Genomic DNA, 22,764 nt, shown 5'->3' with positions numbered 1-22,764 from the left:
GCGAGTGGTCAAAAAAGTCGAGCGGTGCGCCCCAGTGCGGCCTATCGGCGGGTCAATAAGGCACAGAGCCTTCGATGGTGGTGCGGTAGAGCTTGCGGCGCAGGTGCTCGGGCGTGCCTGCGGCCAGGTGGGTGACGGAGCGGTTGTCCCAAAACACCATATCCCCCGGCTGCCAGGCATGGCGGTACTGCAGTGACGGCTGCGTGCTGTGGGCAAACAACTGGCCCAGCAGGTCACGGCTTTCGTCCTCGGGGAGGCCCACGATGCGGGTGGTGAAATGCTCGCTCACAAACAGCGCCTTGCGGCCGTTTTCGGGGTGGGTACGCACCACGGGATGCACCACGGGTTTGACTTTGTCGATTTGCTCTTGCGTAAGCGCAGGTCGCCACGGGTTGCGCGCGCGCAGCTCTTCGTAGCGGGCCAGGTAGGTGTGCTCGGCCCGCAGGCCCTGCACAGCAGTCTTGAGGTGCTCAGGCAGCCTGTCCCAGGCCAGATGCTGGTTGGCAAACAGCGTGTCGCCGCCCTCAGCGGGCAGCTCCTGCGCATGCAGCATGGAGCCCAGGCTGGGCTTTTCCACGTACGAAAGGTCCGAGTGCCAGAAGTGCCCGGCGTCGCCCAGGCCGATGGGCTGGCCGTGCTCTTTGATGTTGGAGATGATGAGGATCTCAGGGTGTCCGGCCAGCGCAAACTGGCTCAGCACATGAATTTGCAGCGGGCCGAAGCGGCGGCTGAACTCGACCTGCTGGCCTGGCGTGATGTGCTGGTCGCGAAACACCAGCACATGGTGATCCAGGTGCGCGCGGTGGATGCGGGCAAAGTCATCGGCGGCGAGCGGGTGGGACAGGTCCAGGCCGATGACTTCAGCGCCCAGCACGTCGCCCAGGGGGGCGATGGTGATGGGCGAGGTGGAGCGAGAGGGTGCAGCGGTGGGGGTCAGGACAGCGGACATACATCAAAACCTGGAAATCGGCGAACCGGTGAGGCGCCGTGAATGAACCGTTAGAACGGGACTGGTGTTCACTGTACGAAGCCATCTTCATATTCAGAACGAATAATTTTTTGGTTGTTTAAAACCAAATCATCCAAGCACCCCGCCCGTGCCGCGCTGAAAGCGGCTCAAAAAACTCAGCGAAGCGGCCCTGGCTAGAGCGTGTTATGAACTTTGCTGCGTGAGCACGGAGCCAAGGGTAGAGTTTGCAGATGCCCCGCAAGCCTTACCCGACAGACGTCAGCGATGAAGAATGGAGCTTCGCTGCGCCCTACCTGACCTTGATGAATCAGCACGCGCCCCAGCGCGAGCATGATCTGCGCGAAGTCTTCAACGCGCTGCGCTGGCTGGTGCGCGCAGGAGCGCCCTGGCGGATGCTGCCCAACGATCTGCCGCCGTGGGAGGCGGTCTACCAGCAAAGCAGGCGTTGGCTTGACGCGGGCTGCTTCGAGGCGATAGTGTCGGATCTGCGCTCCATCATTCGCGTAGCACAGGGGCGCCAGGGCCAGCCCAGCGCAGTAGTGATGGATGGGCGCACGCTGCAATCGAGTTGCGAGAGCGGTCCACGTGCAGGCTACGACGGCTACAAACGCAAGCGCGGCAGCAAGGTGCACATGGCCGTGGACACGCTGGGCCACTTGCTGGCAGTGCATGTCACGCCTGCAGACGAACAGGAACGTGCGCAGGTGCAGCGCCTGTGCGAAGACGTACAGCAGGCCACGGGCCACACGGTACAACTGGCCTGGGCAGACCAAGGCTACACGGGTGAAGCGGCATCCAAAGCGGCGCAGGACAACGGCATCGACCTGCACATCGTGAAGCTGCCCGAGGCAAAGAAAGGCTTTGTACTGCTGCCGCGCCGCTGGGTGGTGGAGAGAAGCTTCGGCTGGCTGGCGAGGTTTCGCAGGCTATCGCGGGACTACGAGCGACTACCCGAAGTGCTCGGCGGGCTGCATTTCCTGGTGTTTGCGGTGCTCATGTTGCCCGCTGCCGCACGGGTGCTGGCTGCAGCGGGAAGTTCATAACACGCTCTAGGCGTTCCGTCGCAGGCAGTACAAGCGGTACGACAAGACGGGACAACAACGCCAGGGGAGTTTTTTGAGATGCGCTCACTCTTTGAAACGGATGAAATGCGCGGAAGACCAGGCCTTGCTGTCGTTGCGCTGGCGCCCGTGGAAGTACACGGGCCTGAAACCAAAGGGCGCGTTCTGCGGCGCCACCGCAACCACGCCTTCCACGGACTGGGGCAAGGGCGCATCGGTCAGGCGCTCCAGGGCCACAAACAGCTCGGTGCCGCCCAGGTCCAGTTGCAAGCGCCCGGCCTGCAGCAACTCAGCGCCTGAGACTTCCCAGTGAAAGTCCGGGCGGTGCACGAACGGGTTGGACTGCAGCGGATCGCCCACCTTGACGAAGCTGTCGATGGTGCCGCTGACAACGATGCGCAGATCCGCCAGACGGCTGACTTCGATCTCGATGCCATCGGCATCGCCATAGGTGTCGCTGCGAAATCCCAGTTCGGTGGGGCCGGCGCGCCAAGCGGACTCTTCGGCGTGCTCAAAGCCATGGCTGTGAAAGCCCAGCACCGTGCCGCCCAAGATCTGGATACGCCCTTGCCAGGCGGCCCAGCGGTAGCGGTCAGGGATGCGCGCCCCGCCCCAGCGCAGACGAATGCGCCGCTCGGAGTAGCCCAGCTCGCGGTGCAGGTCGCGCTCCCAGATGCGGCCTGTGTGGTCGTAGGCCGCCAGATACTCCCACCCGCTCTGACCCAGGAACTGGTAGTGAACGGGCGCCTCGCCCTGCCAGTCAAAGGCGTCGCCCTGGCGGTGTTCGCCCACGCGGGTGATGACGGCCGCATGCTCGCCCGTCGTGGCCCAGGTGTGGCGCGCGCGCAGGGCGCGGCCCACGCTGGCACGGTCCAGCTGGTCGGCCAGCACGCCCGTCAGGCCGCCATGCACGCCAAACACCTGCACACCAGGCGCGCCGCCGCCGGGGCGGCCCCGGTGCTCGTCGCTGCTGGCGGCCACGCCCAGTTGGTAGCCGCGCCGGATCACGTCCTGGTACAGCCAGCCAAAGTGCCCCCAGGTCGATGCAATCTCTACCAGCCGCTCCAGCTGCGGGTGGTGCCAGTCAGGGATGTAGCGGCGCCCACCCACGTGGGGCATGACAAGGTGGTTCTCCGCATCGTCTGCGTAGGCGGCCCACAGCTCTTGCACGGGCCAGCGGCCCAGCTGCACGCCCGTGCCCTTCATGTCTTCGTTCCACACAAAAGTGCGGTTGTGCTCGCCCTTGGCGTTGTGCGGAAAGCCGGGGCGTTCATCCCCCAAAAACACCACGTTGTGGTCACCGCCAGCGGTAGAACTGCCGCACCACTCTTGCACCGCATAGGCCACAAATTCGCCGGGCTGGTTGGCAGCTTGCACGGCCTGCAGGCCGGTTTGCCAGTTCGCGTCGGTGATCTGGAAGTCGTTGGCGGTGTAGCCAAAGATGTCCACCCCGCCAATCTCGCGGGCATAGGCTGCGTTGTAGGCCGGGCTGTTGGTGCCCACGGTGTCGTGGGCGTGCACATGCAAGTCGGCATACAAGGGGCGTGCCGTTGGGAAGGCGGCAGACACATCCACGGTGAACTGCGCCACAGGCACCTGCGGTGCGCCGGGCAGATGGGCTTGCAGCTCGTAGCGGCCTTCGGGCAAGCGCAATGCCTGCTCGCCCGCCAGGCCCGTGCTGGCCCAGCGGTCGGCGTCAAAGGCCAATGGCAGCTCTTGCACCACAGCCCCCTCCTTCAGCACCCGCAGTACCAGGGGCTGGGCCCAGTGGCGCACGATGTTGCCCCAGCGGTCCAGCGCCGAGATGCGCAGGGGCAGGGGCTGGTCGGGTTGTGCATAGCGCGGCGCATTCACAAAGAGCTGTGACGCAGGGCCGTGCGAGACCCGGATCACCACGTCATCAGGCACCGCCACAAAGCGCGACGTGCCCAGCGGGTCCACATAGAACCGCACGTGGAAGGCGTCTTCCACAAAAGTCTGCACCCGCGTGCCCGGCCCGCCCCGGCGGCGGTCGCCCAGGCGGATGATGATGTGGTCGCCCGCGTTCAGGTAGCCATCCACCATGTCCACGATGACGGCCTTCTGGTAGGGCCGCTCGTGCCCTTTCTGGTCAAACCGCACTGCCAGCGATTGCACCGACGCCGGGCTTTGCCCTGGCAGCAGCGGCCCCGCCTGGTATTCGGCGCTGATGAAGTTTGCGCCCTTGGGGTCAGAGGTCTGAAACAAGGCCCAGTCCGAGTAGAACTTGAAGGTGGCCTTGATCCAGGCGCCGTCCGCGACCCCCGAGGCGCCCACCTCGTAGTCCAGGACGATTTCCTGCCAGCTACCGGCTTCAATCTCGGTCACGTTGCAGGTGACGCGGCCAATGAACGGCAGGGATTTGCTGTATGCGTAGAGCCCAGCGGGGGCGTAGTGCGGGCCTGCGGCGGCAATGGCAGGGTCGTGTTGCAGCGGGGGAAAGACGGGGGTTGTCATTGCGCAGCCCTGCTCACTCGGCCCGGATGCCAGCGGATTTGACCAGGGTGGCGTACTTGCCCGATTCCCGGCTCACAAACGCTGTGAAGCGGCCTTGCGGGTAGCCGGTGGCACGGATGCCTTGCGCGGCCAGGTCGCTGCGCACGCGGGGATCGGCCAGCACCTTGGCAACCTCGGCGCCCAAGGCCTCCAGCACGGCGGGCGGGGTGGCGGCCGGGGCAAACAGGCCAAACCAGGTGCCCGCGCGCAGGCCGGGATAGGTCTCAGACAAAGTGGGGACGGTGGGCAGCAGCGGGTGGCGCGCCTCGCCACCGCTGGCCAGGGCCACCAGACGCCCGGCCTGCACGTGGGCTAAAGCGGGGCCCACGGCAATGAACATCACATCCACCTGCCCCGCCACCACATCGGCCAGGCCCACCGGGCCGCCCCGGTACGGAATGTGGGTGACATAGATGCCCGCCTGCTGCTTGAGCAGCTCGGCCGCAAAGTGCTGGGGGCTGCCGTTGCCAGCCGAGGCGTAGTTGTATTGCCCCGGGCGGGTCTTGGCCGCACGCACAAAGTCGGCGACTGTCTTGAAGCCGGTTTTGGGGTGGGCCACGAGCAGGAAGTCGGTCTCGCCCAAGGACACCACCGGCACCAGATCACGCCGGGGGTCATAGGGCAAGCTTGACGCCAGCGTGGGCAGGATGGTGATGGGGCCGTCCGCTCCGGCCAGCAGCGTGTAGCCATCGGGTGAGGCTTTGGCTACAGCGTCCGTCGCGATCACGCCGCCTGCACCCGCGCGGTTGTCCACCACCACAGGCTGTCCCCATTGGTCAGCCAGCCGGGCCCCCACGCGCCGCGCCACGATGTCCAGCGCGCTGCCAGGGGTGTTGTGCACCACCACGCGGATGGGCTTGGTCGGATAACTGTCGGCGTGGGCCAAGGACGCCAGGGCGGCACTGGCCAGCAGGCACAGCGAAAGAATGGGGTGGAGCAAAACGCGCATGGCAACACCGAGGGGAGCACCCCGGCCGTGAAAGCAGGAAGCCCCCGAGCCTAGGCACCCCCTGATGGCCCGGCAACGAAGCTTCTTGCAGACCCTTATGCGCTGGGCAACTATGGGCAGCGACCCTCCGTATCCGTACCCGACAGGTTGGTGTGCCTACAACCGGTGTGACCGATCCCCGTGCACAAACCCCACAGGCTCCCACGCATCGCCAGCGCCCAGGGCCAGAACCTTGAACAGCTCGCCCATCTCGTGTTCCATGATCAATTTGGCCGCTGTCGCCCGTCCTGACTGCGGTAGAAGCTCCACTTTTGATAGCAAACCGCAGTTGATGAGGAAATGCGCCTGCGTGGTGTAGCCCAGCACGTTCATGCCCGCCTCCTGCGCAGCCAGCGCCATGGCGGTGAAGTTGACGTGGGCGGTGATGTCCTTGCGGCCCACTTCCACCAGCGGGTCGCCGTCGGCCAAGTGGCCTTGGTGGCACATCACGGTGCCCATGTGACGCTGGGGGTGGTAGTACTCGTCTTCGCCAAAACCATAATCCAGCAAGAAGGCGGCGCCGCGCTCCAGGCGGTCGGCCAGCATGCGGATGAAGCCTTCGCCCTGGGCGTGGATTTCGGTCAGGTAGTCCTGTGGGCCTTCGATGGCGATGGGCGGGCGCAGGTCGGTGGGGCGGTCGGCCCAGGCGAAGTGGCCGTCCTCGGCCACTGCCACGCCGCGCTCGTGCCACACACCACTCTGCTGGCCGCCGTGGCGCGCGAGCAGTTGCACGGGCATGGCGTCCAGCACTTCATTGCCCACCACCACGCCGCTGAACTTTTCAGGCAAGGCATCCACCCAGCGCAGCTTGTGCGCGTGCGCCACCAGCTTGGCCTGCTGGCGCGCGCGCAGGCTGCCCGACAGATCGACGATGGTGTAGCGCTGCACCCGGTCGCCCAGGGTGTCGAGCAACTGCAGCGCCAGGGCGCCAGAGCCTGCGCCAAACTCCCAGACTTCGTCGGTGCTGGTTTTTGCCAGGGCCTCACCCACCTGCACAGCCAGCGTCTGGCCGAACAGAGGCGTGAGCTCGGGCGCGGTCACAAAGTCGCTACCCGACTCAGGCATGGCGCCGAATTTGGTGGAGTCGTTGGCGTAGTAGCCCAGGCCGGGCGTGTACAAGGCCAAAGCCATGAAGCGGTCAAAACCCAGCCATCCGCCCTCGGCGGCAATGGCCTGGGTGATGTGCTGGTGCAGGGCGGTCGTTAAACTGTCGGGTCTTTGGGTCACGGCCCGCATTGTCCACCACATGTCCCACCTTCCCAGTCCTCGAACCGTTCTGGTCACCGGCGCTGCCAAGCGCCTGGGCCGCAGCATTGCCCTGGCTTTGGCGGCGGGCGGCTGGCAAGTGGCGGTGCACTACCGCGCCTCGGCGCAAGATGCTATCGATACCGTAGCTGCCTGCGCTGATTTGGCGGGCTCTAGCGCCCATTTTGATGCAGATTTTGAGAATGAAGCCGCCGTGCGCGGCCTGGTGCCCCGGGTGATTTCCCACTTTGGCCAACTGGACGCGGTGGTCAATAGCGCCTCGCTGTTTGAGCACGACACCGCTCACACCCTGGGTTTTGCCGCGCTGGAAAAGCACCTGCGCAGCAACACCGCCACGCCCGTGCTGCTGGCCCAGGCGCTGCACCAGCATGTGGCCGACCGCGCAGCCGCAGGAGACGCCGAAGCGCAAGGCGCCGTGGTCAACCTGCTGGACCAGAAGCTGTGGAACCAGAACCCCGACTTCATGAGCTACACGCTCTCGAAGGCGGCGCTGGAGGCGGCAGGCACCATGCTGGCGATGGCGCTGGCCCCGCGCGTGCGCGTGGTGGGCGTGGCCCCGGGCCTGACGCTGACCAGCCATATGCTGAGCGACGAAAAGTTTGCCCAGTTGCATGCCCTCAGCCCCCTGGGCCGCTCGTCCACCCCCGAAGACGTTGCCGCCACGGTGAAGTTTGCGCTGGAAAACCGCTCTATCACCGGCACCACGCTGCTGGTGGACGGCGGCCAGCACCTGATGAAATTTGAACGTGACTTCTCGCTGATGTGAGCCCCCGAGCCCCCATACAGAACGCGCCCCACACCATGACACAAGCCCCCTCCCAGATGACAGGCACGCAAATCCTGACGCTCACCGGTTTGCGCTTTGACGCCAACCTGGGCATCCTCGACTACGAGAAGACCGACCCGCAACCGATCCAGGTCGATGCCGAGCTGAGCCTGGGTGTGCAGCCCCTGGCCCCGCGCGACGATGACATCGGCCATGTGCTGGACTACCGCCGCGTGCGGCAGATCATCATTGACGAGTGCACTGCCGAGCATGTGAACCTGCTCGAGAGCCTGATCGGCAAGCTGGCCAACCGCCTGATGCAATTGCCCGGCGTGCTGGGCGTGCGCGTGAAGATCGCCAAGCTGGAAATATTTGACGACTGCGAAGTGGCGATTCGCATGGAAACGGGGCAGTGGTAAATCTATGAACGCAGTGATCAACAACCCCAACCCCACCCTCGCCCCGGTACTCAGCGGCTGGACCGAAGAGGCCGAAGCCCCCCAGGAGCCTACAGCCAACGCCGCCCGGCTGAAAATCGAACGCGAAACCCACAAGCTGGAAAAGCGCCTGTGCCGCGAGGTGGGCAAGGCCATCGTCGACTTCAACATGATTGAAGAAGGCGACAAGGTGATGGTGTGCATGTCGGGCGGCAAGGACAGCTACGCCCTGCTGGACATCCTGCTCAAGCTCAAGGCCCGCGCGCCCATCCACTTTGATCTGGTGGCCGTCAACCTGGACCAGAAGCAACCCGGCTTTCCCGAGCATGTGCTGCCCGAGTATTTGGCCAGCACCGGCGTGCCGTTCCACATCGAGAACGAAGACACCTACAGCATCGTCAAGAAGCTGATCCCCGAGGGCAAGACCACCTGCAGCCTGTGCAGCCGCTTGCGCCGGGGCATTTTGTACCGCGTGGCCGACGAGCTGGGCTGCACCAAGATCGCGCTGGGCCACCACCGCGATGACATCTTGCAAACGCTGCTGCTCAACATGTTCTTTGGCGGCAAGATGAAGAGCATGCCCCCCAAGCTGGTGAGCGACGACGGCAAGCATGTGGTGATCCGCCCGCTGGCCTACGTGGCCGAGAAGGACACCACCCGCTGGGCTGCGCACCGCAACTTCCCCATCATCCCGTGCAACCTGTGCGGCAGCCAGGAGAACCTGCAGCGCAAACAGGTGGGCGAGATGCTGCGCGAGTGGGAAAAGCGCTTCCCTGGCCGGGTCGAGAACATGTTCAACGCCCTGCAGAACGTGGTGCCCTCGCACCTGCTGGACGGCAGCCTCTACGACTTCAAGAACGCCAAGGCCACGGGCATTGCCAACGAAGACGGCGACAAGGCGTTTGACAAGGAAGAGTTTGCCGCGCCGCCCGCCCTGCCGGGCGTGCAGGTAGTGCACATCAGCTGAGCACTGGACTCTGACACGCGGCTTGCGACCGTCCAATGCGGCATCCCGTGTGTGCCAGTCCTATCTGTTTGAACCCCAGCCAGGCGGCCCACTCCAACCTGAAGGCCCACCCAGCCAATACGCTGCACCGCAGCCGTCCATTGCCAACGCCTCAGGAGACTTGTCATGACCACTTCGTCTTGGAAAAAATACGCCGTGCTGCTGGGCATGGCCGCTTTGCTGGGAGGGTGCGCCACCCACCGTGTGGTGGAGGGCGATGTGCGCAGCTTCTCGCAACTGCCCGCCACCGCCAGCGCACAGCAACCCATGACCTACCGGCTTGAGCGCCTGCCCTCACAGCAAGATGCGTCGTTTGACCCCATTCTTGCGCTGGCCGAGCAGGCCCTGGCGCGCGCGGGCTTGCAGCGCGACGACACTGCAGGGCAATGGGTGGTGCAACTGGGCGCACAGGCCGGCTTCACCCCCCGCCGTGATCCTTTTTATGACGGCCCCGGCTGGGCGTTTGGTGGCTGGGGCTGGTACGGTGGCCGTGGCGGCTGGGGCATGCGCGGCATGTGGAACCTGGGCGAGCCCTCTCCCCTGCACCGCCGCGCCGTGAGCATTGTGATGCGCGACGCCCGCACCCAGACCGTGGTGTATGAAACATCGGCCGTGCACGAAGATGTGTGGGTGTCTGACCCGGCCGTGTACGGTGTGCTGTTTGACGCAGCGCTCAATGGATTTCCGCAGCCCCCCCAAGGCTCTCGCCAAGTGCGCATCCCCCTCCCGACCCAACCCTGACCTTTGCATGGAAGCCACCCGCATCATCGCCATCCGCCACGGGGAAACCGCCTGGAATGTGGACACCCGCCTGCAAGGGCACCTGGACATTCCACTGAACGACACCGGCCTGTGGCAGGCGCGCCAGGCCGCACTGGCTCTGGCCGACGAGCCCATCGACGCCATCTACAGCAGCGACCTGCAGCGCGCCTGGGTCACGGCCAGCGCCATTGCAGAGACCACCCGAGCCCCCCTCACCGCCCACCAGGGGCTGCGCGAACGCAGCTTTGGCGTGCTGCAAGGCCATACCTTTGCTGAGCTGGAAGTCACAGACCCGGAGCAGGCCCACCGCTGGCGCAAGCGCGACCCGGACTTTGCACCGCAGGGCGGCGAATCGCTGATTGCCCTGCGCGAACGCATCACGGCAACCACGCACGAGATCGCCGCCCAGCACCTGGGCGGGCAGATCGTGCTGGTAGCGCACGGTGGCGTGCTGGACGTTCTGTACCGCGCCGCCACCCGCCAAGACATCCAAGCCCCACGCACCTGGCTGCTGGGCAATGCCGCCATCAACCGCCTGCTGTGGACGCCCGACGGCCTCAGCCTGGTGGGCTGGGCCGACACACAGCACCTGGACCAAGCCGCACGCGATGAAAGCCACACCTGAAGCCCTGACCGCCCTCATCGGCCAGCGTGTCGACCAGATCGACACCCCGGCACTCGTCATTGACCTGGACGCGATGGACCGCAACATCCAGCGCATGGCCGATTTCGCCCGCAAGCACCAGGTGCGGTGGCGCCCCCACGCCAAGATGCACAAAAGCGCCGAACTGGCGCTGCTGATGCAGCAGGCAGGAGCCACCGGCGTGTGTGTGCAAAAGGTGTCTGAGGCCGAAGCCATGGCAGCGGGCGGCGTGCTGGACATCACCATCACCAACGAAGTGATTGCCATGCCCAAGCTACACCGCGCAGCGCGGCTGGCTGCAGCGCTGGCCAGCCGTGGTGGGCGCTTGGCCGTGTGCGTAGATAGCACCGAAGGCATTGAACGCTTGGCCGAGGCCATGGCTCTTTCGGGTAGCGATGCGGGCATGGACGTGCTGGTCGAAATTGACGTGGGCCAGGGCCGCTGCGGCGTGCCCCCCGGTGAAAGCGCCGTGGCACTGGCTTTGGCCGTGGCCCGGCACCCCCGGCTGCGCTTCGCTGGCCTGCAGGCCTACCACGGCCGCGCCCAACACCTGGCCACCGCCGCAGAACGGCGCGAAGCCATCGCCCAGGTGGTACAACAGGCCGCCTACACGCGCGATCTGATCATCGCTGCCGGGCTGCCTGTGCCGCTGGTCACGGGCTCTGGCACCGGCTCCCTGGTACACGAAGCGGCCAGCGGCGTGTATGGCGAACTGCAGGCGGGGTCGTTCCTCTTCATGGACGGCGACTACGCACGCAACGAACGCGAGCCCGCCCAACCCGCGTTTGAGCACGCCCTATTCGTCAAGACCCAGGTGATTTCGGTGCGCGACAGCCACGCCGTGTGCGACGCGGGCCACAAGAGCCATGCCATCGACTCAGGCCTGCCTACGGTGGGCCAACTGTCCACCGGCCGCGCGCTGCGCTATGCCAACGGCGGTGACGAGCATGGCCTGCTGTATGCAGAAGGCGACAAAGCCCGCCTGCCTGCCCTGGGCCGCATGCTGTGGTTGATCCCTGGGCACTGCGATCCCACGGTGAATCTGTACGACTTCATGATCGGAGTGCGGGGTGGGTTGGGACTGGGAGCGGTGGAGCGCATCATCCGTGTGGATGCGCGGGGTGCGCTGACCTGAAAGGCACTTGGCCTTGCCCGTTCAGGACGGAAGGGTCAGCGCGGCCGCCTGGGCGACTATCGCAGGGCCAGTTTTGTCAGGCAGCGGCCGGCGCCCCATCAAACAACCCGTAACCCCCTGAGGCTGGGGGCGAAACCCCTAGATGCCGAAAAGCTGCCAGTGTGGCAATGCGCCCGCGGGGCGTGCGCTGCAAATAGCCTTGTTGGATGAGGTAAGGCTCAATCACGTCTTCGATGGTGCCAGCCTCTTCGCCAATGCTCGCCGCGATGTTGTCGAGCCCCACAGGCCCGCCGTCAAAGCGGTGAATCACCGCCTCCAGCAGCTTGCGGTCCATCACATCGAAACCTTGCGGGTCCACGTCCAGCATGGCCAGGGCACGGTTGGCAATGTCGACGGTGATGCGGCCATCGCCCTTGACCTCGGCGTAGTCCCGAACGCGGCGCAACAGCCGGTTGGCAATCCGTGGCGTGCCACGTGAGCGGCGGGCAATCTCAAAGCCGCCTTCATCGTCCATGGGCGCGCCGAGCAGCCCGGCGCTGCGCTTGACGATGCGAGCCAATTCCTCAGGGGTATAAAACTCCAGCCGGGCCACGATGCCAAAGCGGTCGCGCAACGGGTTGGTGAGCATGCCGGCCCGCGTGGTGGCCCCCACCAAGGTGAAGGGCTGTAAATCGAGCTTGATGCTGCGCGCCGCAGGGCCCTCGCCGATCATGATGTCGATCTGGTAGTCCTCCAGCGCGGGGTAGAGGATTTCTTCCACCACCGGAGAGAGGCGGTGGATCTCGTCGATGAAGAGAACGTCGTTCTTCTCCAGGTTGGTCAGCAAGGCTGCCAAGTCCTTGGGCTTCTCCAGCACCGGACCACTGGTCTGACGCAGATTCACCCCCAACTCTGCCGCAATGATGTGGCTGAGTGTGGTCTTGCCCAGCCCGGGCGGGCCGAACAAGAGCACATGGTCCAGCGCCTCACCGCGCTTGCGGGCGGCGCCGATGAAAATCTCCAGTTGCTCACGCGCCTTGGCCTGGCCGACGTACTCCTGCAGCAGCTTGGGGCGCAGCGCCCGCTCCAGCGCTTCCTCTTGAGGGGAGGTAGGCGCAGCGGAAACCACGCGTTTGGCAGGAACTGGGGCGAAGTCGTCGGTCTGGATGGTCATGAAGCAGTCTATGCACTGTCAATATCGAGAAGCTATTCCAGGGGTCACTTGCTAGTCCAAGCGTAATACGTCGGGCCTTCGTAGCGAAAGTCGGTGTGAACCTGGATTACCAAGTCTCGTTCCAATGCGCTGATGGTGTAGAAATGTGCTCCGGTCTTGCTGTTGTAAAAGCGATAGACAGGAGATGCAGCGTTGCCGCTATTCACTTGCGAATACCAACTCACGATTTCATAACGGAAATCAGGAAACCGGGAAATGACCAGGTCTCGCTCAGCCGCGCTGCCTGCATAAAAGTGAGCACCACTGGTCGCGTTGTAAAAGCGAAAAACCGGCTCCTTCCCTGTGCTGGCATCGGGGTACACATAGAAAGCCTCTGTTTCATACGCAAACTCCGGGTAGGTCCTGATAACAAAGTCTCGCTCCGATGCACTGGCCGTGTAGAAATGTGCTCCCGTTTTTGCATTGTAAAAACGATATACAGCGACCCTCTCGGCAGACGCTGCCGCAGCAAGCCATGTCTTGAGCGCAGCACTGTAAGCAATGTCAAAGCGGCCATAGTAGTCGTACCCGCCAGACACAGTACAGGCTGTGCTCCCGCCATACAGGGTTCCCACCACCTTGCTATTCTGGAATATGGCAGAGCCGCTGCTGCCCCCTTCCGTAACGCCTTGCGACCAAGTCACGCGGTAGAAGTTACCCGCAGTCCCACTGCAACGAAAGCCGGTCGCGCCCTCTGCTACGCAGTTGGTCTGGCCAACCAGAACACCGTTGCTGATCTTCAACAAATCGCCGGAGGGGTGATGCAAGCCTACCACTGCTGCGCCAGGATCAACCGGTGCCGTCCCCCAGCCTGCAAAGGTTGCCCCTGCGGGTGGAGTGTCGTTCAGAAGCATGAAAGATGTGTCAGTCTCTGAGCTCACGTAAAGCAACTGTGCACCACGGCTCCGCTTGGTCGTCGAAGACTGAACTGAACCACTGTTGCACCTAGGTGATCTGAAAAACCAATCCGTTTGCAATGTGGAAGCCACCGTTTGATCGGAAACGCAGTGATTGGCACTTAGAAAGTACGGTCTGCCTGAAGAAGATACGTCATTGAGCAAAGTGCCAGTGCAAAGATAAGCCCTACCATCAGCCCGCACAAAAATCATGCGAGCAACCGAATTACGCTCAACAGTTAACGAAGTCGAGCACGTTGCATCGGTATTGCAAAAATCGGAATCACCGATATCTTTCGTCACCTGAACCTGCTCTTCATATTCCTGCGCGGTAGGCAAGGCAAGGTTTTCATAGATGTGAGATAGATGTGGCACCGCCACGTTCAAAGCAGCAGCAGCAGGAATGCCAGGCGGCAGCTCAATCTCTAAAGTGGCTTCTGCAGCACCTGTATCAGGTGTCCACCAAGTTCGCCCGGCATCAGATAGATCGCCAGCGGCCTGATTACGCTCTACCGTTTGCAAGACATCGTGCCCTGAAATTTCAAAAACCTTGTCAGGTGAGGATTGGGCATAAACTCTTAAAGTTGCGCCGCCGGGCAGTTGATTTACCAATACCCCCAGGCGTAACCCATAGGCGCCCTCTGCTCTGAAACTAATTGCTGCCACCCTACCGCCATTCGCGGTGACCTGCCAATCTAAATAGGCCTGTGTGGCCTGGGATGACCAAGTGGCATTCAAAGAGCGGACCTCTCCTACCTGTCTGGCACCGGCACCTGCGCTAGCAGCTATGCTTTTCGCTTGCGATAGAGCGGGCAACGAAACCTCGGTAGCCTTCGGAGCCAAAGCTCCGCTGCGAAACTTGACACTCTCTACTTTCTGCACAGCGTTGACCGGCTGAACGCGGCTGTCCACGCTGGAAACCGCATCCGTTTTAGCGACGGGGGCAGTCTCGCCGCTGCCGCCACAGCCCACGACTAGCGCTGTGACGGCAGTGAGTACACATGTCCAGCGTTTGATTGAACCGATTGTCATCTGCGTTTCCTTTGTTGTGCAAAGACCATTACTTTGGAGATCACCCTGCGGATGCGGTGGCTCCATGGTGGCGTCCGTTTTTGGATTATTAGCGGGCCAATGCTTTGAGCGCCAGCTTGATACCGTCACTTACACCCACGTCCGGCGGCAGCGCTTTGAGGGCTGCTACCGCTTCCTTGTCGTTGTAGCCCAGGGCCAACAGCGCCTGAAGGATGTCGGCCTGCGCGTCGCTGGCGGCATGGGTCGGGGTACCGATATCCGCCCCCATCTTGCCCTTCAACTCCAGCAACAAGCGCTCGGCCGTCTTCTTGCCAATGCCTGGCACTTTGACCAAACGGCCCGCCTCCTGCAGCGTGATGGCCTGGGCCAGGTCGGCCACGCCCATGCCAGAGAGGATGGACAAGGCCGTGCGTGGACCCACACCTGAGATTTTGATCAACTCCCGAAAAGCCTGGCGCTCTTGCGCCGTGCCAAAGCCATATAGCAACTGCGCATCCTCACGCACAATGAATTGCGTGAGCAGGCTGACCTGCTCGCCCACTGCGGGCAGGTTGTAGAAGGTGCTCATGGGCACATTCACCTCATAGCCCACACCGTGGCAGTCCAGCAGCACCTCGGGGGGATTCTTCTCCAGCAGGGTGCCGGTCAATTTGCCTATCATTGGTGTCCTTTGGCGCCGCAGCATGCGTAGGCAGGCGGCGCGCTCTTTTTTGTCGTCATTGGCTTTTGCCGACTGGAATTATCAGCGTGATCCTGCGCCACACCTTCACCCCACACAACAACACGCGGCTCACCCACCTGTGCGGCCCGGCGGACGCGCACCTGCGCACCATCGAAGTGGCCCTGGAGGTAAGCATCGCCCATCGGCACGAACAGTTCAAGGTGGACGGCCCCAAGGCCAAAGCCACCCAGGCCATGGAATTGTTGCAGGCGCTGTACGAGATGGCCGAGCGGCCCATCCCTGAAGACACGCTGCAAATCATGCTGGCGGGCGATTCTGGGCTGATCGAAGCGCCCGAGGGCGCCATCGTGCTCAACACCCGCCGCGCGGACCTGCGTGGCCGCACCCCCACCCAAAGCCTGTACCTGCAGAACATTGCTTCGCACGACATCACCTTTGGCATTGGCCCTGCGGGCACAGGCAAAACCTACTTGGCCGTGGCCTGCGCGGTAGATGCTCTAGAACGCAGTGCCGTACAGCGCATTGTGCTGACCCGCCCGGCGGTCGAGGCGGGTGAGCGCCTGGGCTTTTTGCCCGGCGACCTGGCCCAAAAGGTCGACCCCTACCTGCGCCCGCTGTACGACGCCCTGTACGAGTTGATGGGCCACGACAAGGTGCAAAAGGCGTTTGAGCGCAACGCCATTGAAATCGCCCCGCTGGCCTTCATGCGCGGGCGCACGCTAAACAACGCTTTTGTGATCCTGGACGAGGCGCAAAACACCACCCCTGAGCAAATGAAGATGTTCCTCACCCGCATCGGCTTTGGCGCGCGTGCCGTGGTCACGGGCGATGTGAGCCAGATCGATCTGCCCAAGGGGGCCATGAGCGGGCTGATCGATGCCGAGCGGGTGCTCAAGCGGGTCAAGGGCATTGCCATCACACGCTTTACCAGTGCCGACGTGGTGCGCCACCCCCTGGTGGCGCGCATTGTGGACGCCTACGATGCGCCACGCCGCGCACAGACTGCGCGCAGCTGAGCATTTTTACTATTATTTTTATAGCTGCTTGCGCTTATATATCAAGCGCCAGAGGCCAAAATGACACTCAACCAACTCTCTCTGTCCTTGCAGTTTGGCAAGTTTGACAACCTGGCAGAACACCGCGCCACCCTGCCCCGCCACAAGGTCACGCGCTGGATTCGCCACGCCTTGTCCACCGATGCGGAAATCACAGTGCGCATCGTGGGCGCAGAAGAAGGCCAACAGCTCAACCGCGAGTACCGCAAAAAAGACTACGCCACCAACGTGCTCACGTTTGACTACACGCAGGAGCCCATCGTCACCGCAGACCTGGTGCTGTGCGCACCCGTGGTGGAACGCGAGGCCCAAGAGCAAAACAAAAGCCTGGAAGAGCACTACGCGCACCTGCTGGTGCACGGCGCACTGCACGCCCAGGGCTGGGACCACGAGACCAGCGCCGAGGACGCCGACGAAATGGAGGCCTACGAAACGGCCATCCTGCAAGAGCTGGGGTTTGCCGACCCTTACGCTAAATAAAGACCAACACCCAACCCCAGCGCAGAGCCCGTCGTGGGGCCAAGGGGTTTAGAGGTCAGGGGCTCAGCACAGGTGCTGCAGCCCCCACCCAGCACCACCATCAAGCCTCTTTGCGCTCAATCAACCGGTTGATGCGCAAAGCCACCAGGGTACACACCACGCCCGACAGCAGGTACAGCGACACGGCCCCCAGCCCAAACTTGGCCGACAGCCCCAAGGCCACCAGCGGGGCAAACCCGGCGCCCAGCAGCCAGGCCAAGTCCGCCGACAGCGCTGCGCCCGTGTAGCGGTACTGGGCCGAGAAATTGGCCGTGACGGTGCCCGAAGCCTGCCCATACGACAAGCCCAGCAGCACAAAACCCACCAACAAGAACACGTTATTGCCTGTAGAGCCGGCCCCCAGCAACCACGGCGCCGTGAAGCTGAACAGCCCGATCAGCACCGCCATCGAGCCCAGCAGGTTGCGCCGCCCCACCCGGTCGGCCAGCCAGCCCGACAGCATGATGGCTGCGGCTGCCAGGAAGGCGCCCACGATCTGTACCGAGAGGACCTCGGTGATGGACTGCTCGGAGTACATCGAAATCCACGACAGAGGGAACACGGTGGCGATATGGAACAGCGCAAAGCTGGACAAGGCAGCAAAGGCACCCAGCAGCACATTGCCCCCCTCATCGCGCATGACCTGGGCCACGCTCACCGGCTGCAACTCGCGCTGCTGCAGCAATTCGGCATACGACTGCCCCACCACCAGACGCAAACGGGCAAACAAGGCCACCACGTTGATGGCAAAGGCCACGAAGAAGGGATAGCGCCAGCCCCAGTCCAGGAACTCGGCCACGCTCAGGCTGCTATACAAATATGCAAACAGGCTGGCCGCCAGCACAAAACCCACAGGCGCCCCCAGCTGCCCGATCATGGCAAACCAGCCGCGCCGCTCCTTGGGGGCGCTCATCGCCAACAGGGAGGGCAACCCATCCCAGGTGCCCCCCAGCGCCAGCCCCTGGCCAATGCGCAGAATGATCAGGGCCGCAATCGCCTTGGAGCCCACCGACGCGTAGCTGGGCAAAAACGCCATGCCCGCCGTGCAGGCCCCCAGCAAAAACAGCGACAGCGTCAGCTTGGTGCCCCGCCCCCAGCGCCGCTGCACAGCCATGGAGATGGCGGTGCCCACAGGGCGGGCCACGAAAGCCAGGGCAAATATGGCAAACGCCATCAAAGTCCCATCCAGCCGCGACAAGAACGGGAACAGCAAAGAGGGGAAGACCAGCACGCTGGCAATGCCGAACACAAAAAAATCAAAGTATTCGGAAGACCGCCCAATGATCACCCCCACCGCGATCTCACCGGGGGTCACATCCTCATCGGTGTGGGCGTTGGCCAAAGACACCGAACCATCAAAACCTGGAGCAGGCAGGGCTGCTGAACCTGGGCTGTACATATTGACGCTCCTCAAGAAACTGACACCACTCCGTTCTACACCCCTCAGAGGGCCCTCACAAGTGAGCTTTCGCTAGCCCTGCGCGTAGGAAAACCCTGATTGCCAGCCCTCCAAACCCGCCTGCGACAGATCAAACCCAGACCAAAGAGCCGAAAACACTGGCTCGCATTTGATGTTGGACAAAATGTCCAATCGACAAAATCGGTAGCGAGACTACATTTCGACACTTCAGCCATTCGTGTTTACACCTAAGCGCCCCTTTGTAGCGCCCCTAGCATGCTCAAAAACAAAGAATCTCGCAGGCCCGCCTGGCTTGCCGCGATCGCCCTGACCACCGGCCTGGCCGGTTGCAGCAAGGCCGTCGTACTCAACCCGGCCGGTGACATTGCCGCCCAACAGGGCCAGATGGTCATCACCGCCACACTGTTGATGCTCATCATCATCGTGCCGGTGATCGCCCTGACCCTGTTCTTCGCCTGGAAGTACCGCCAGTCGAACACCGCCAACACCGAGGCCGACTACGACCCCGAGTGGCACCACTCCACCACGCTTGAGCTGGTGATCTGGACCGTGCCGCTGCTCATCATCATTGCCCTGGGCGCCCTGACCTGGATCGGCACCCACAAGCTTGACCCCTACCGCCCCCTGGACCGCATCGACGCCCAGCGCCCCCTGGACGCCAACGTCAAGCCCCTGGAAGTGCAAGTGGTGGCGATGGACTGGAAATGGCTGTTTTTCTACCCAGAGCAAGGCATTGCCACAGTAAACGAGCTGGCCGCCCCGGTGGACCGCCCCATTCTGTTCAAACTGACCGCGACATCGACCATGAACGCGTTCTACGTGCCTGACCTGGCCGGCATGATCTACGCCATGCCCGGCATGCAGACCGAGCTGAACGCCGTCATCAACAAGCCTGGCGTGTTCAACGGCATGTCTTCGCACTACAGCGGCGCAGGCTTCTCTGGCATGACCTTCAAGTTCCACGGCCTGAGCAACGATGACTTTGCCCAGTGGGTGCAAAAAGCCAAGACCGAGGGCAAGCCCCTGGACAAAGGCTCCTACCTGAACCTCGCCAAGCCCAGCGAGCGCGACCCCGTGCAACGCTTTGCGTCGGTGGAAGATGGCCTGTACGACAAGGTGCTCAACCGCTGTGTGGAAGACGGAAAGATGTGCATGCACCACATGATGGCCATCGACGCCCAGGGCGGCGACGCCTATGTGCGCGCAGCAGGCCTGAACCTGCCCCAGGACGTGTGCAACGCACAAAACGCAGCCCAAGTGGTGGCAGCGCTTGAAACCCGCAACGCACCGGCACAAACCTCCGGCGCCAGCATCCGCCAATGAGCCTCGCTATGACCTCCGAAAACGTAACTCCCGCCCACTGGGCGCTGGGCCGCCTGAGCTGGGACGTTGTGCCCATGGCGCACGAACCCATCGTGCTGGCCACCTTCATTGCCGTGGTGCTTGGTGGTCTTGCCGTCGTGGCAGGCATCACCAAGTTCCGCCTGTGGGGCCCGCTGTGGCGCGACTGGATCTGCAGCATTGACCACAAAAAGATCGGGATCATGTACATGATCCTGGGCCTGGTGATGCTGCTGCGCGGCTTTGCCGACGCCGTGATGATGCGCCTGCAACAGGCCATGGCCTTTGGCGACAACATGGGCTACCTGCCACCGCACCACTACGACCAGATCTTCACAGCCCACGGCGTGATCATGATCTTCTTCGTGGCGATGCCGCTGGTCACGGGCCTGATGAACTACCTCGTGCCGCTGCAAATCGGCGCGCGCGACGTGTCCTTCCCGTTCCTCAACAACTTCAGCTTCTGGATGACCACCGCTGGCGCCGTGCTGGTGATGGTGTCGCTGTTCCTGGGGGAGTTCTCCACCTCCGGCTGGCTGGCGCTGTCCAACCTGGGCTCACAAAGCGCCAGCACGGGGCTGGACTACTACATCTGGGCACTGCAGATTGCCGGGGTGGGCACCACGCTCTCGGGGATCAACCTGATCGTCACCATCGTCAAGATGCGCGCCCCCGGCATGAGCCTGATGAAGATGCCCGTCTTCACCTGGACCGCCCTGTGCACCAACGCGCTGATCGTGGCCTCCTTCCCCGTGCTGACGGCCGCGCTGGTGCTGATGTCGCTGGACCGCTATGTTGGCACCAACTTCTTCACCAACGAGCTGGGTGGCAACCCCATGCTCTACGTGAACCTGATCTGGATCTGGGGCCACCCTGAGGTGTACATCCTGGTGCTGCCCGCCTTCGGCGTGTTCTCCGAAGTGGTGGCCACCTTCAGCAAGAAGCGCCTGTTTGGCTACACCTCCATGGTGTACGCCACGGTGTGTATCACCATCCTGTCGTACCTGGTGTGGCTGCACCACTTCTTCACCATGGGCTCGGGCGCGAGCGTGAACACCTTCTTCGGTATCACGACCATGATCATCTCGATCCCCACGGGCGCGAAGATCTTCAACTGGCTGTTCACCATGTACAAGGGCCGCATCCGCTTTGAGCTGCCCATGATGTGGACCGTGGCCTTCATGGTGACGTTTGCCATCGGCGGCATGACCGGCGTGCTGCTGGCCGTGCCACCCGCCGACTTCGTGCTGCACAACAGCCTGTTCCTTATCGCTCACTTCCACAACGTGATCATCGGCGGCGTGGTGTTTGCCATGTTTGCAGGCATCAACTACTGGTTCCCCAAGGCGTTTGGCTACAAGCTGGACCGCACCTGGGGCGTGTACTCCTTCTGGCTGTGGCTGGTGGGCTTCTGGGTGGCTTTCACGCCGCTGTACGTGCTGGGCCTGATGGGCGTCACGCGCCGCGTGAGCCACTTTGAAGACCAATCGCTGCAAATCTGGTTCGTGATCGCTGCCATTGGCGCAGCCATGATTGCCGCGGGCATTGGCTGCTTCCTGATCCAGTTGGTGGTCAGCTTCCTCAAGCGCGAGCAACTGCGCGACTGGACGGGCGACCCTTGGGGTGGCCGCACGCTGGAGTGGGCCACCTCCTCGCCCCCACCCAACTACAACTTCGCCTTCACGCCCGTGGTGCATGAGATCGACGCCTGGTGGGACATGAAGAAGCACGGCTACCAACGCCCGCTCAGCGGCTTCCAGTCCATCCACATGCCTGCCAATACCGGGGCTGGTGTGGTCATCTCGGGCCTCTCGCTGGTGTTCGGCTTTGCGCTGATCTGGCACATGTGGCTGCTGGCTGCGGTGTCGTTCGCAGCCGTGGTGCTGGCTTCGATCATCCACACGTTCAACTACAAGCGTGACTTCTACATCCCTGCCTCCGAAGTGGTTGCCACCGAAGAAGCCCGCACACTCCAACTCGCACGCCATGTCTGATATCCGCATCCAAGCGGGCGCCGCAGGCGCCCTGGCCCCGCGCGAGTACCACCTCGCGCACGAGCCCCATCCCGAAAACGGCACCGCCCTGGGTTTCTGGCTGTACCTGATGAGCGACTGCCTCATCTTTGCCGCCCTGTTTGCCACGTACGGCGTGCTGGGCCGCAGCTATGCGGCAGGCCCCACCGGCGCCCAGCTGTTTGACTTGCCCCTGGTGGCCATCAACACGGCCTTCCTGCTGCTGTCGTCCATCACCTTCGGCTTTGCCATGCTGCGCAAGCAGCTGGGCGACGTCAAAGGCACGCTGCTGTGGCTGGGCATCACGGGCCTGTTTGGTCTGTGCTTCCTGGGGCTGGAGCTGTACGAGTTCCAGCATCTGATCCACCAGGGCGCAGGCCCTCAGCGCAGCGCCTTCCTGTCGGCCTTCTTCACGCTGGTGGGCACCCACGGTCTGCACGTCACCTTCGGCCTGGTCTGGCTGGTGGTGCTGATGTTGCAGATCAACAAACACGGCCTGATCCCCGAGAACAACCGCCGCCTGATGTGCCTGTCCATGTTCTGGCACTTCTTGGACGTGGTCTGGATCGGCGTATTCACCTTTGTGTACCTGATGGGGGTGCTGTAAATGAGCGCACAACATGCAACGCACGCGCACGATGCGCACGGGCACGACGATCACCACCATGACGCGGGCCCCCACAGCACCTTCTCCGGTTACATGGTCGGGTTTGTGCTGTCCATCATCCTCACCGCCATTCCCTTTTGGCTGGTCATGTCCAAGGTGATTGCCGACCGCAACACCGCCGTGCTGGTGCTGGGCGGTTTTGCCGTGGTGCAGATCCTGGTGCACATGGTGTGCTTCCTGCACATGAACGGCAAGGTCGAAGGCGGCTGGACGCTGCTGTCCACCATCTTCACCGTGGTGTTCGTGGCCATTGCCATCACCGGCACCCTGTGGGTCATGTTCCACATGAACGCGAACATGATGCCCGAGCACCCACAGGTGCCTGCCGCAGGCCAGCAACAGCCCGCCGCCGGGCACGGTGGCGCGCACAGCACGGCGCCCTGACCGGCACCGGCCGTGC

Annotated in this window: 21 protein-coding genes; 13 read left to right on the top strand and 8 right to left on the bottom strand. The window is 63.2% G+C overall.

Translation table 11 applies throughout. The features are described 5' to 3' along the window. Positions 1–52 precede the first annotated feature (52 nt). Positions 53–949 carry a TauD/TfdA family dioxygenase gene (locus C8C98_RS10565; protein ID WP_121454227.1) on the bottom strand — a complete coding sequence of 299 codons (897 nt, stop codon included), beginning with the start codon at positions 947–949 and terminating at the stop codon, positions 53–55. 251 nt (positions 950–1,200) lie between these two features. Here C8C98_RS10565 and C8C98_RS10560 point away from each other — a divergent pair, with 251 nt between their 5' ends. Beyond that, the gene (locus tag C8C98_RS10560) at positions 1,201–2,013 is read left to right on the top strand and encodes an IS5 family transposase (protein WP_121454226.1); all 813 of its coding nucleotides are present in this window, start codon (positions 1,201–1,203) and stop codon (positions 2,011–2,013) included. Between the two features lie 84 nt (positions 2,014–2,097). On the opposite strand, the gene C8C98_RS10555 is transcribed toward C8C98_RS10560, so the two are convergent. The 3 genes from C8C98_RS10555 to C8C98_RS10545 all read right to left on the bottom strand — a co-directional run bounded on the left by C8C98_RS10555 (position 2,098) and on the right by C8C98_RS10545 (position 6,769). Then, positions 2,098–4,506, bottom strand: coding sequence for a hypothetical protein (locus C8C98_RS10555; protein WP_121454225.1), 2,409 nt, complete (start codon positions 4,504–4,506; stop codon positions 2,098–2,100). A gap of 13 nt (positions 4,507–4,519) precedes the next feature. Next, a complete protein-coding gene (locus C8C98_RS10550) occupies positions 4,520–5,494 on the bottom strand; it encodes a tripartite tricarboxylate transporter substrate binding protein (RefSeq protein ID WP_121454224.1) in 975 nt (324 codons plus the stop codon). A 156-nt stretch (positions 5,495–5,650) separates the two neighbouring features. After that, a complete protein-coding gene (locus C8C98_RS10545) occupies positions 5,651–6,769 on the bottom strand; it encodes a class I SAM-dependent methyltransferase (RefSeq protein WP_121454223.1) in 1,119 nt (372 codons plus the stop codon). Between the two features lie 10 nt (positions 6,770–6,779). Between C8C98_RS10545 and C8C98_RS10540 the strand changes: the two genes are divergently transcribed. From C8C98_RS10540 to C8C98_RS10515, 6 genes are all read left to right on the top strand, one after another. Continuing rightward, a complete protein-coding gene (locus tag C8C98_RS10540; RefSeq protein ID WP_121454222.1) occupies positions 6,780–7,565 on the top strand; it encodes an SDR family oxidoreductase in 786 nt (261 codons plus the stop codon). Between the two features lie 35 nt (positions 7,566–7,600). Beyond that, positions 7,601–7,984, top strand: a complete 384-nt coding sequence (locus C8C98_RS10535) for a dihydroneopterin aldolase (RefSeq protein WP_199726581.1) — start codon at positions 7,601–7,603, stop codon at positions 7,982–7,984. Between the two features lie 4 nt (positions 7,985–7,988). Then, on the top strand, positions 7,989–8,969 hold the full coding sequence (ttcA, locus tag C8C98_RS10530; RefSeq protein WP_199726580.1) for a tRNA 2-thiocytidine(32) synthetase TtcA: 981 nt from the start codon (positions 7,989–7,991) through the stop codon (positions 8,967–8,969). A gap of 165 nt (positions 8,970–9,134) precedes the next feature. Further along, a complete protein-coding gene (locus C8C98_RS10525; RefSeq protein ID WP_121454220.1) occupies positions 9,135–9,749 on the top strand; it encodes a DUF4136 domain-containing protein in 615 nt (204 codons plus the stop codon). 7 nt (positions 9,750–9,756) lie between these two features. Continuing rightward, a complete protein-coding gene (locus C8C98_RS10520; protein ID WP_121454219.1) occupies positions 9,757–10,395 on the top strand; it encodes a histidine phosphatase family protein in 639 nt (212 codons plus the stop codon). Then, positions 10,379–11,548 (top strand): DSD1 family PLP-dependent enzyme, encoded by a 1,170-nt coding sequence (locus C8C98_RS10515; protein ID WP_121454218.1) that lies wholly within the window; start codon positions 10,379–10,381, stop codon positions 11,546–11,548. The genes C8C98_RS10520 and C8C98_RS10515 overlap by 17 nt, the downstream gene beginning before the upstream one ends. Positions 11,549–11,624: 76 nt before the next feature. On the opposite strand, the gene ruvB is transcribed toward C8C98_RS10515, so the two are convergent. The 3 genes from ruvB to ruvA are packed head-to-tail and all read right to left on the bottom strand — an operon-like array spanning position 11,625 to position 15,329. Continuing rightward, positions 11,625–12,701: a Holliday junction branch migration DNA helicase RuvB gene (gene ruvB, locus C8C98_RS10510; protein WP_121454217.1), complete on the bottom strand. Its 1,077-nt coding sequence runs from the start codon at positions 12,699–12,701 to the stop codon at positions 11,625–11,627. A gap of 44 nt (positions 12,702–12,745) precedes the next feature. Beyond that, positions 12,746–14,734: a trypsin-like peptidase domain-containing protein gene (locus C8C98_RS10505; protein WP_233574509.1), complete on the bottom strand. Its 1,989-nt coding sequence runs from the start codon at positions 14,732–14,734 to the stop codon at positions 12,746–12,748. 22 nt (positions 14,735–14,756) lie between these two features. Then, entirely contained in the window at positions 14,757–15,329 is a 573-nt protein-coding gene (ruvA, locus tag C8C98_RS10500; RefSeq protein ID WP_121454215.1) for a Holliday junction branch migration protein RuvA, read from the bottom strand. A gap of 86 nt (positions 15,330–15,415) precedes the next feature. Between ruvA and C8C98_RS10495 the strand changes: the two genes are divergently transcribed. Both C8C98_RS10495 and ybeY read left to right on the top strand, forming a co-directional pair. Further along, positions 15,416–16,366: a PhoH family protein gene (locus C8C98_RS10495; RefSeq protein WP_121454214.1), complete on the top strand. Its 951-nt coding sequence runs from the start codon at positions 15,416–15,418 to the stop codon at positions 16,364–16,366. Positions 16,367–16,426: 60 nt separating this feature from the next. Continuing rightward, positions 16,427–16,885, top strand: a complete 459-nt coding sequence (gene ybeY, locus C8C98_RS10490) for an rRNA maturation RNase YbeY (protein WP_121454213.1) — start codon at positions 16,427–16,429, stop codon at positions 16,883–16,885. 100 nt (positions 16,886–16,985) lie between these two features. Here the strand turns inward: ybeY and C8C98_RS10485 are convergent, their stop codons facing one another. Further along, the gene (locus C8C98_RS10485) at positions 16,986–18,323 is read right to left on the bottom strand and encodes an MFS transporter (protein WP_121454212.1); all 1,338 of its coding nucleotides are present in this window, start codon (positions 18,321–18,323) and stop codon (positions 16,986–16,988) included. Positions 18,324–18,599: 276 nt separating this feature from the next. Between C8C98_RS10485 and cyoA the strand changes: the two genes are divergently transcribed. The 4 genes from cyoA to cyoD are packed head-to-tail and all read left to right on the top strand — an operon-like array spanning position 18,600 to position 22,748. Further along, a complete protein-coding gene (cyoA, locus tag C8C98_RS10480) occupies positions 18,600–19,667 on the top strand; it encodes a ubiquinol oxidase subunit II (protein WP_121454211.1) in 1,068 nt (355 codons plus the stop codon). Positions 19,668–19,675: 8 nt separating this feature from the next. Beyond that, positions 19,676–21,679 (top strand): cytochrome o ubiquinol oxidase subunit I, encoded by a 2,004-nt coding sequence (gene cyoB / locus C8C98_RS10475; RefSeq protein WP_121454210.1) that lies wholly within the window; start codon positions 19,676–19,678, stop codon positions 21,677–21,679. Next, positions 21,672–22,304 (top strand): cytochrome o ubiquinol oxidase subunit III, encoded by a 633-nt coding sequence (cyoC, locus tag C8C98_RS10470; RefSeq protein ID WP_099657740.1) that lies wholly within the window; start codon positions 21,672–21,674, stop codon positions 22,302–22,304. The genes cyoB and cyoC overlap by 8 nt, the downstream gene beginning before the upstream one ends. Then, positions 22,305–22,748 carry a cytochrome o ubiquinol oxidase subunit IV gene (gene cyoD, locus C8C98_RS10465; protein ID WP_121454209.1) on the top strand — a complete coding sequence of 148 codons (444 nt, stop codon included), beginning with the start codon at positions 22,305–22,307 and terminating at the stop codon, positions 22,746–22,748. It abuts the gene before it with no gap. Positions 22,749–22,764 lie beyond the last annotated feature (16 nt).

Source organism: Acidovorax sp. 106 (genome assembly GCF_003663825.1).
Classification (GTDB): domain Bacteria; phylum Pseudomonadota; class Gammaproteobacteria; order Burkholderiales; family Burkholderiaceae_C; genus Acidovorax.
Note: the sequence above shows the minus strand (reverse complement) of the source record. Positions and strands in the feature narration are given on the sequence as shown.

Bases quoted from the DNA above. Each gene is read 5' to 3' on its own strand.
- C8C98_RS10550 (WP_121454224.1), bottom strand. From the start codon at position 5,494: ATGCGCGTTTTGCTCCACCCCATTCTTTCGCTGTGCCTGCTGGCCAGT.
- C8C98_RS10555 (WP_121454225.1), bottom strand. From the start codon at position 4,506: ATGACAACCCCCGTCTTTCCCCCGCTGCAACACGACCCTGCCATTGCC.
- cyoB (WP_121454210.1), top strand. From the start codon at position 19,676: ATGACCTCCGAAAACGTAACTCCCGCCCACTGGGCGCTGGGCCGCCTG.
- ruvA (WP_121454215.1), bottom strand. From the start codon at position 15,329: ATGATAGGCAAATTGACCGGCACCCTGCTGGAGAAGAATCCCCCCGAG.
- C8C98_RS10515 (WP_121454218.1), top strand. From the start codon at position 10,379: ATGAAAGCCACACCTGAAGCCCTGACCGCCCTCATCGGCCAGCGTGTC.
- C8C98_RS10535 (WP_199726581.1), top strand. From the start codon at position 7,601: ATGACACAAGCCCCCTCCCAGATGACAGGCACGCAAATCCTGACGCTC.
- C8C98_RS10540 (WP_121454222.1), top strand. From the start codon at position 6,780: ATGTCCCACCTTCCCAGTCCTCGAACCGTTCTGGTCACCGGCGCTGCC.
- cyoA (WP_121454211.1), top strand. From the start codon at position 18,600: ATGCTCAAAAACAAAGAATCTCGCAGGCCCGCCTGGCTTGCCGCGATC.
- C8C98_RS10560 (WP_121454226.1), top strand. From the start codon at position 1,201: ATGCCCCGCAAGCCTTACCCGACAGACGTCAGCGATGAAGAATGGAGC.
- C8C98_RS10485 (WP_121454212.1), bottom strand. From the start codon at position 18,323: ATGTACAGCCCAGGTTCAGCAGCCCTGCCTGCTCCAGGTTTTGATGGT.
- cyoC (WP_099657740.1), top strand. From the start codon at position 21,672: ATGTCTGATATCCGCATCCAAGCGGGCGCCGCAGGCGCCCTGGCCCCG.
- ttcA (WP_199726580.1), top strand. From the start codon at position 7,989: ATGAACGCAGTGATCAACAACCCCAACCCCACCCTCGCCCCGGTACTC.
- C8C98_RS10545 (WP_121454223.1), bottom strand. From the start codon at position 6,769: ATGCGGGCCGTGACCCAAAGACCCGACAGTTTAACGACCGCCCTGCAC.
- ybeY (WP_121454213.1), top strand. From the start codon at position 16,427: ATGACACTCAACCAACTCTCTCTGTCCTTGCAGTTTGGCAAGTTTGAC.
- cyoD (WP_121454209.1), top strand. From the start codon at position 22,305: ATGAGCGCACAACATGCAACGCACGCGCACGATGCGCACGGGCACGAC.
- C8C98_RS10505 (WP_233574509.1), bottom strand. From the start codon at position 14,734: ATGGAGCCACCGCATCCGCAGGGTGATCTCCAAAGTAATGGTCTTTGC.
- C8C98_RS10520 (WP_121454219.1), top strand. From the start codon at position 9,757: ATGGAAGCCACCCGCATCATCGCCATCCGCCACGGGGAAACCGCCTGG.
- C8C98_RS10565 (WP_121454227.1), bottom strand. From the start codon at position 949: ATGTCCGCTGTCCTGACCCCCACCGCTGCACCCTCTCGCTCCACCTCG.
- C8C98_RS10525 (WP_121454220.1), top strand. From the start codon at position 9,135: ATGACCACTTCGTCTTGGAAAAAATACGCCGTGCTGCTGGGCATGGCC.
- ruvB (WP_121454217.1), bottom strand. From the start codon at position 12,701: ATGACCATCCAGACCGACGACTTCGCCCCAGTTCCTGCCAAACGCGTG.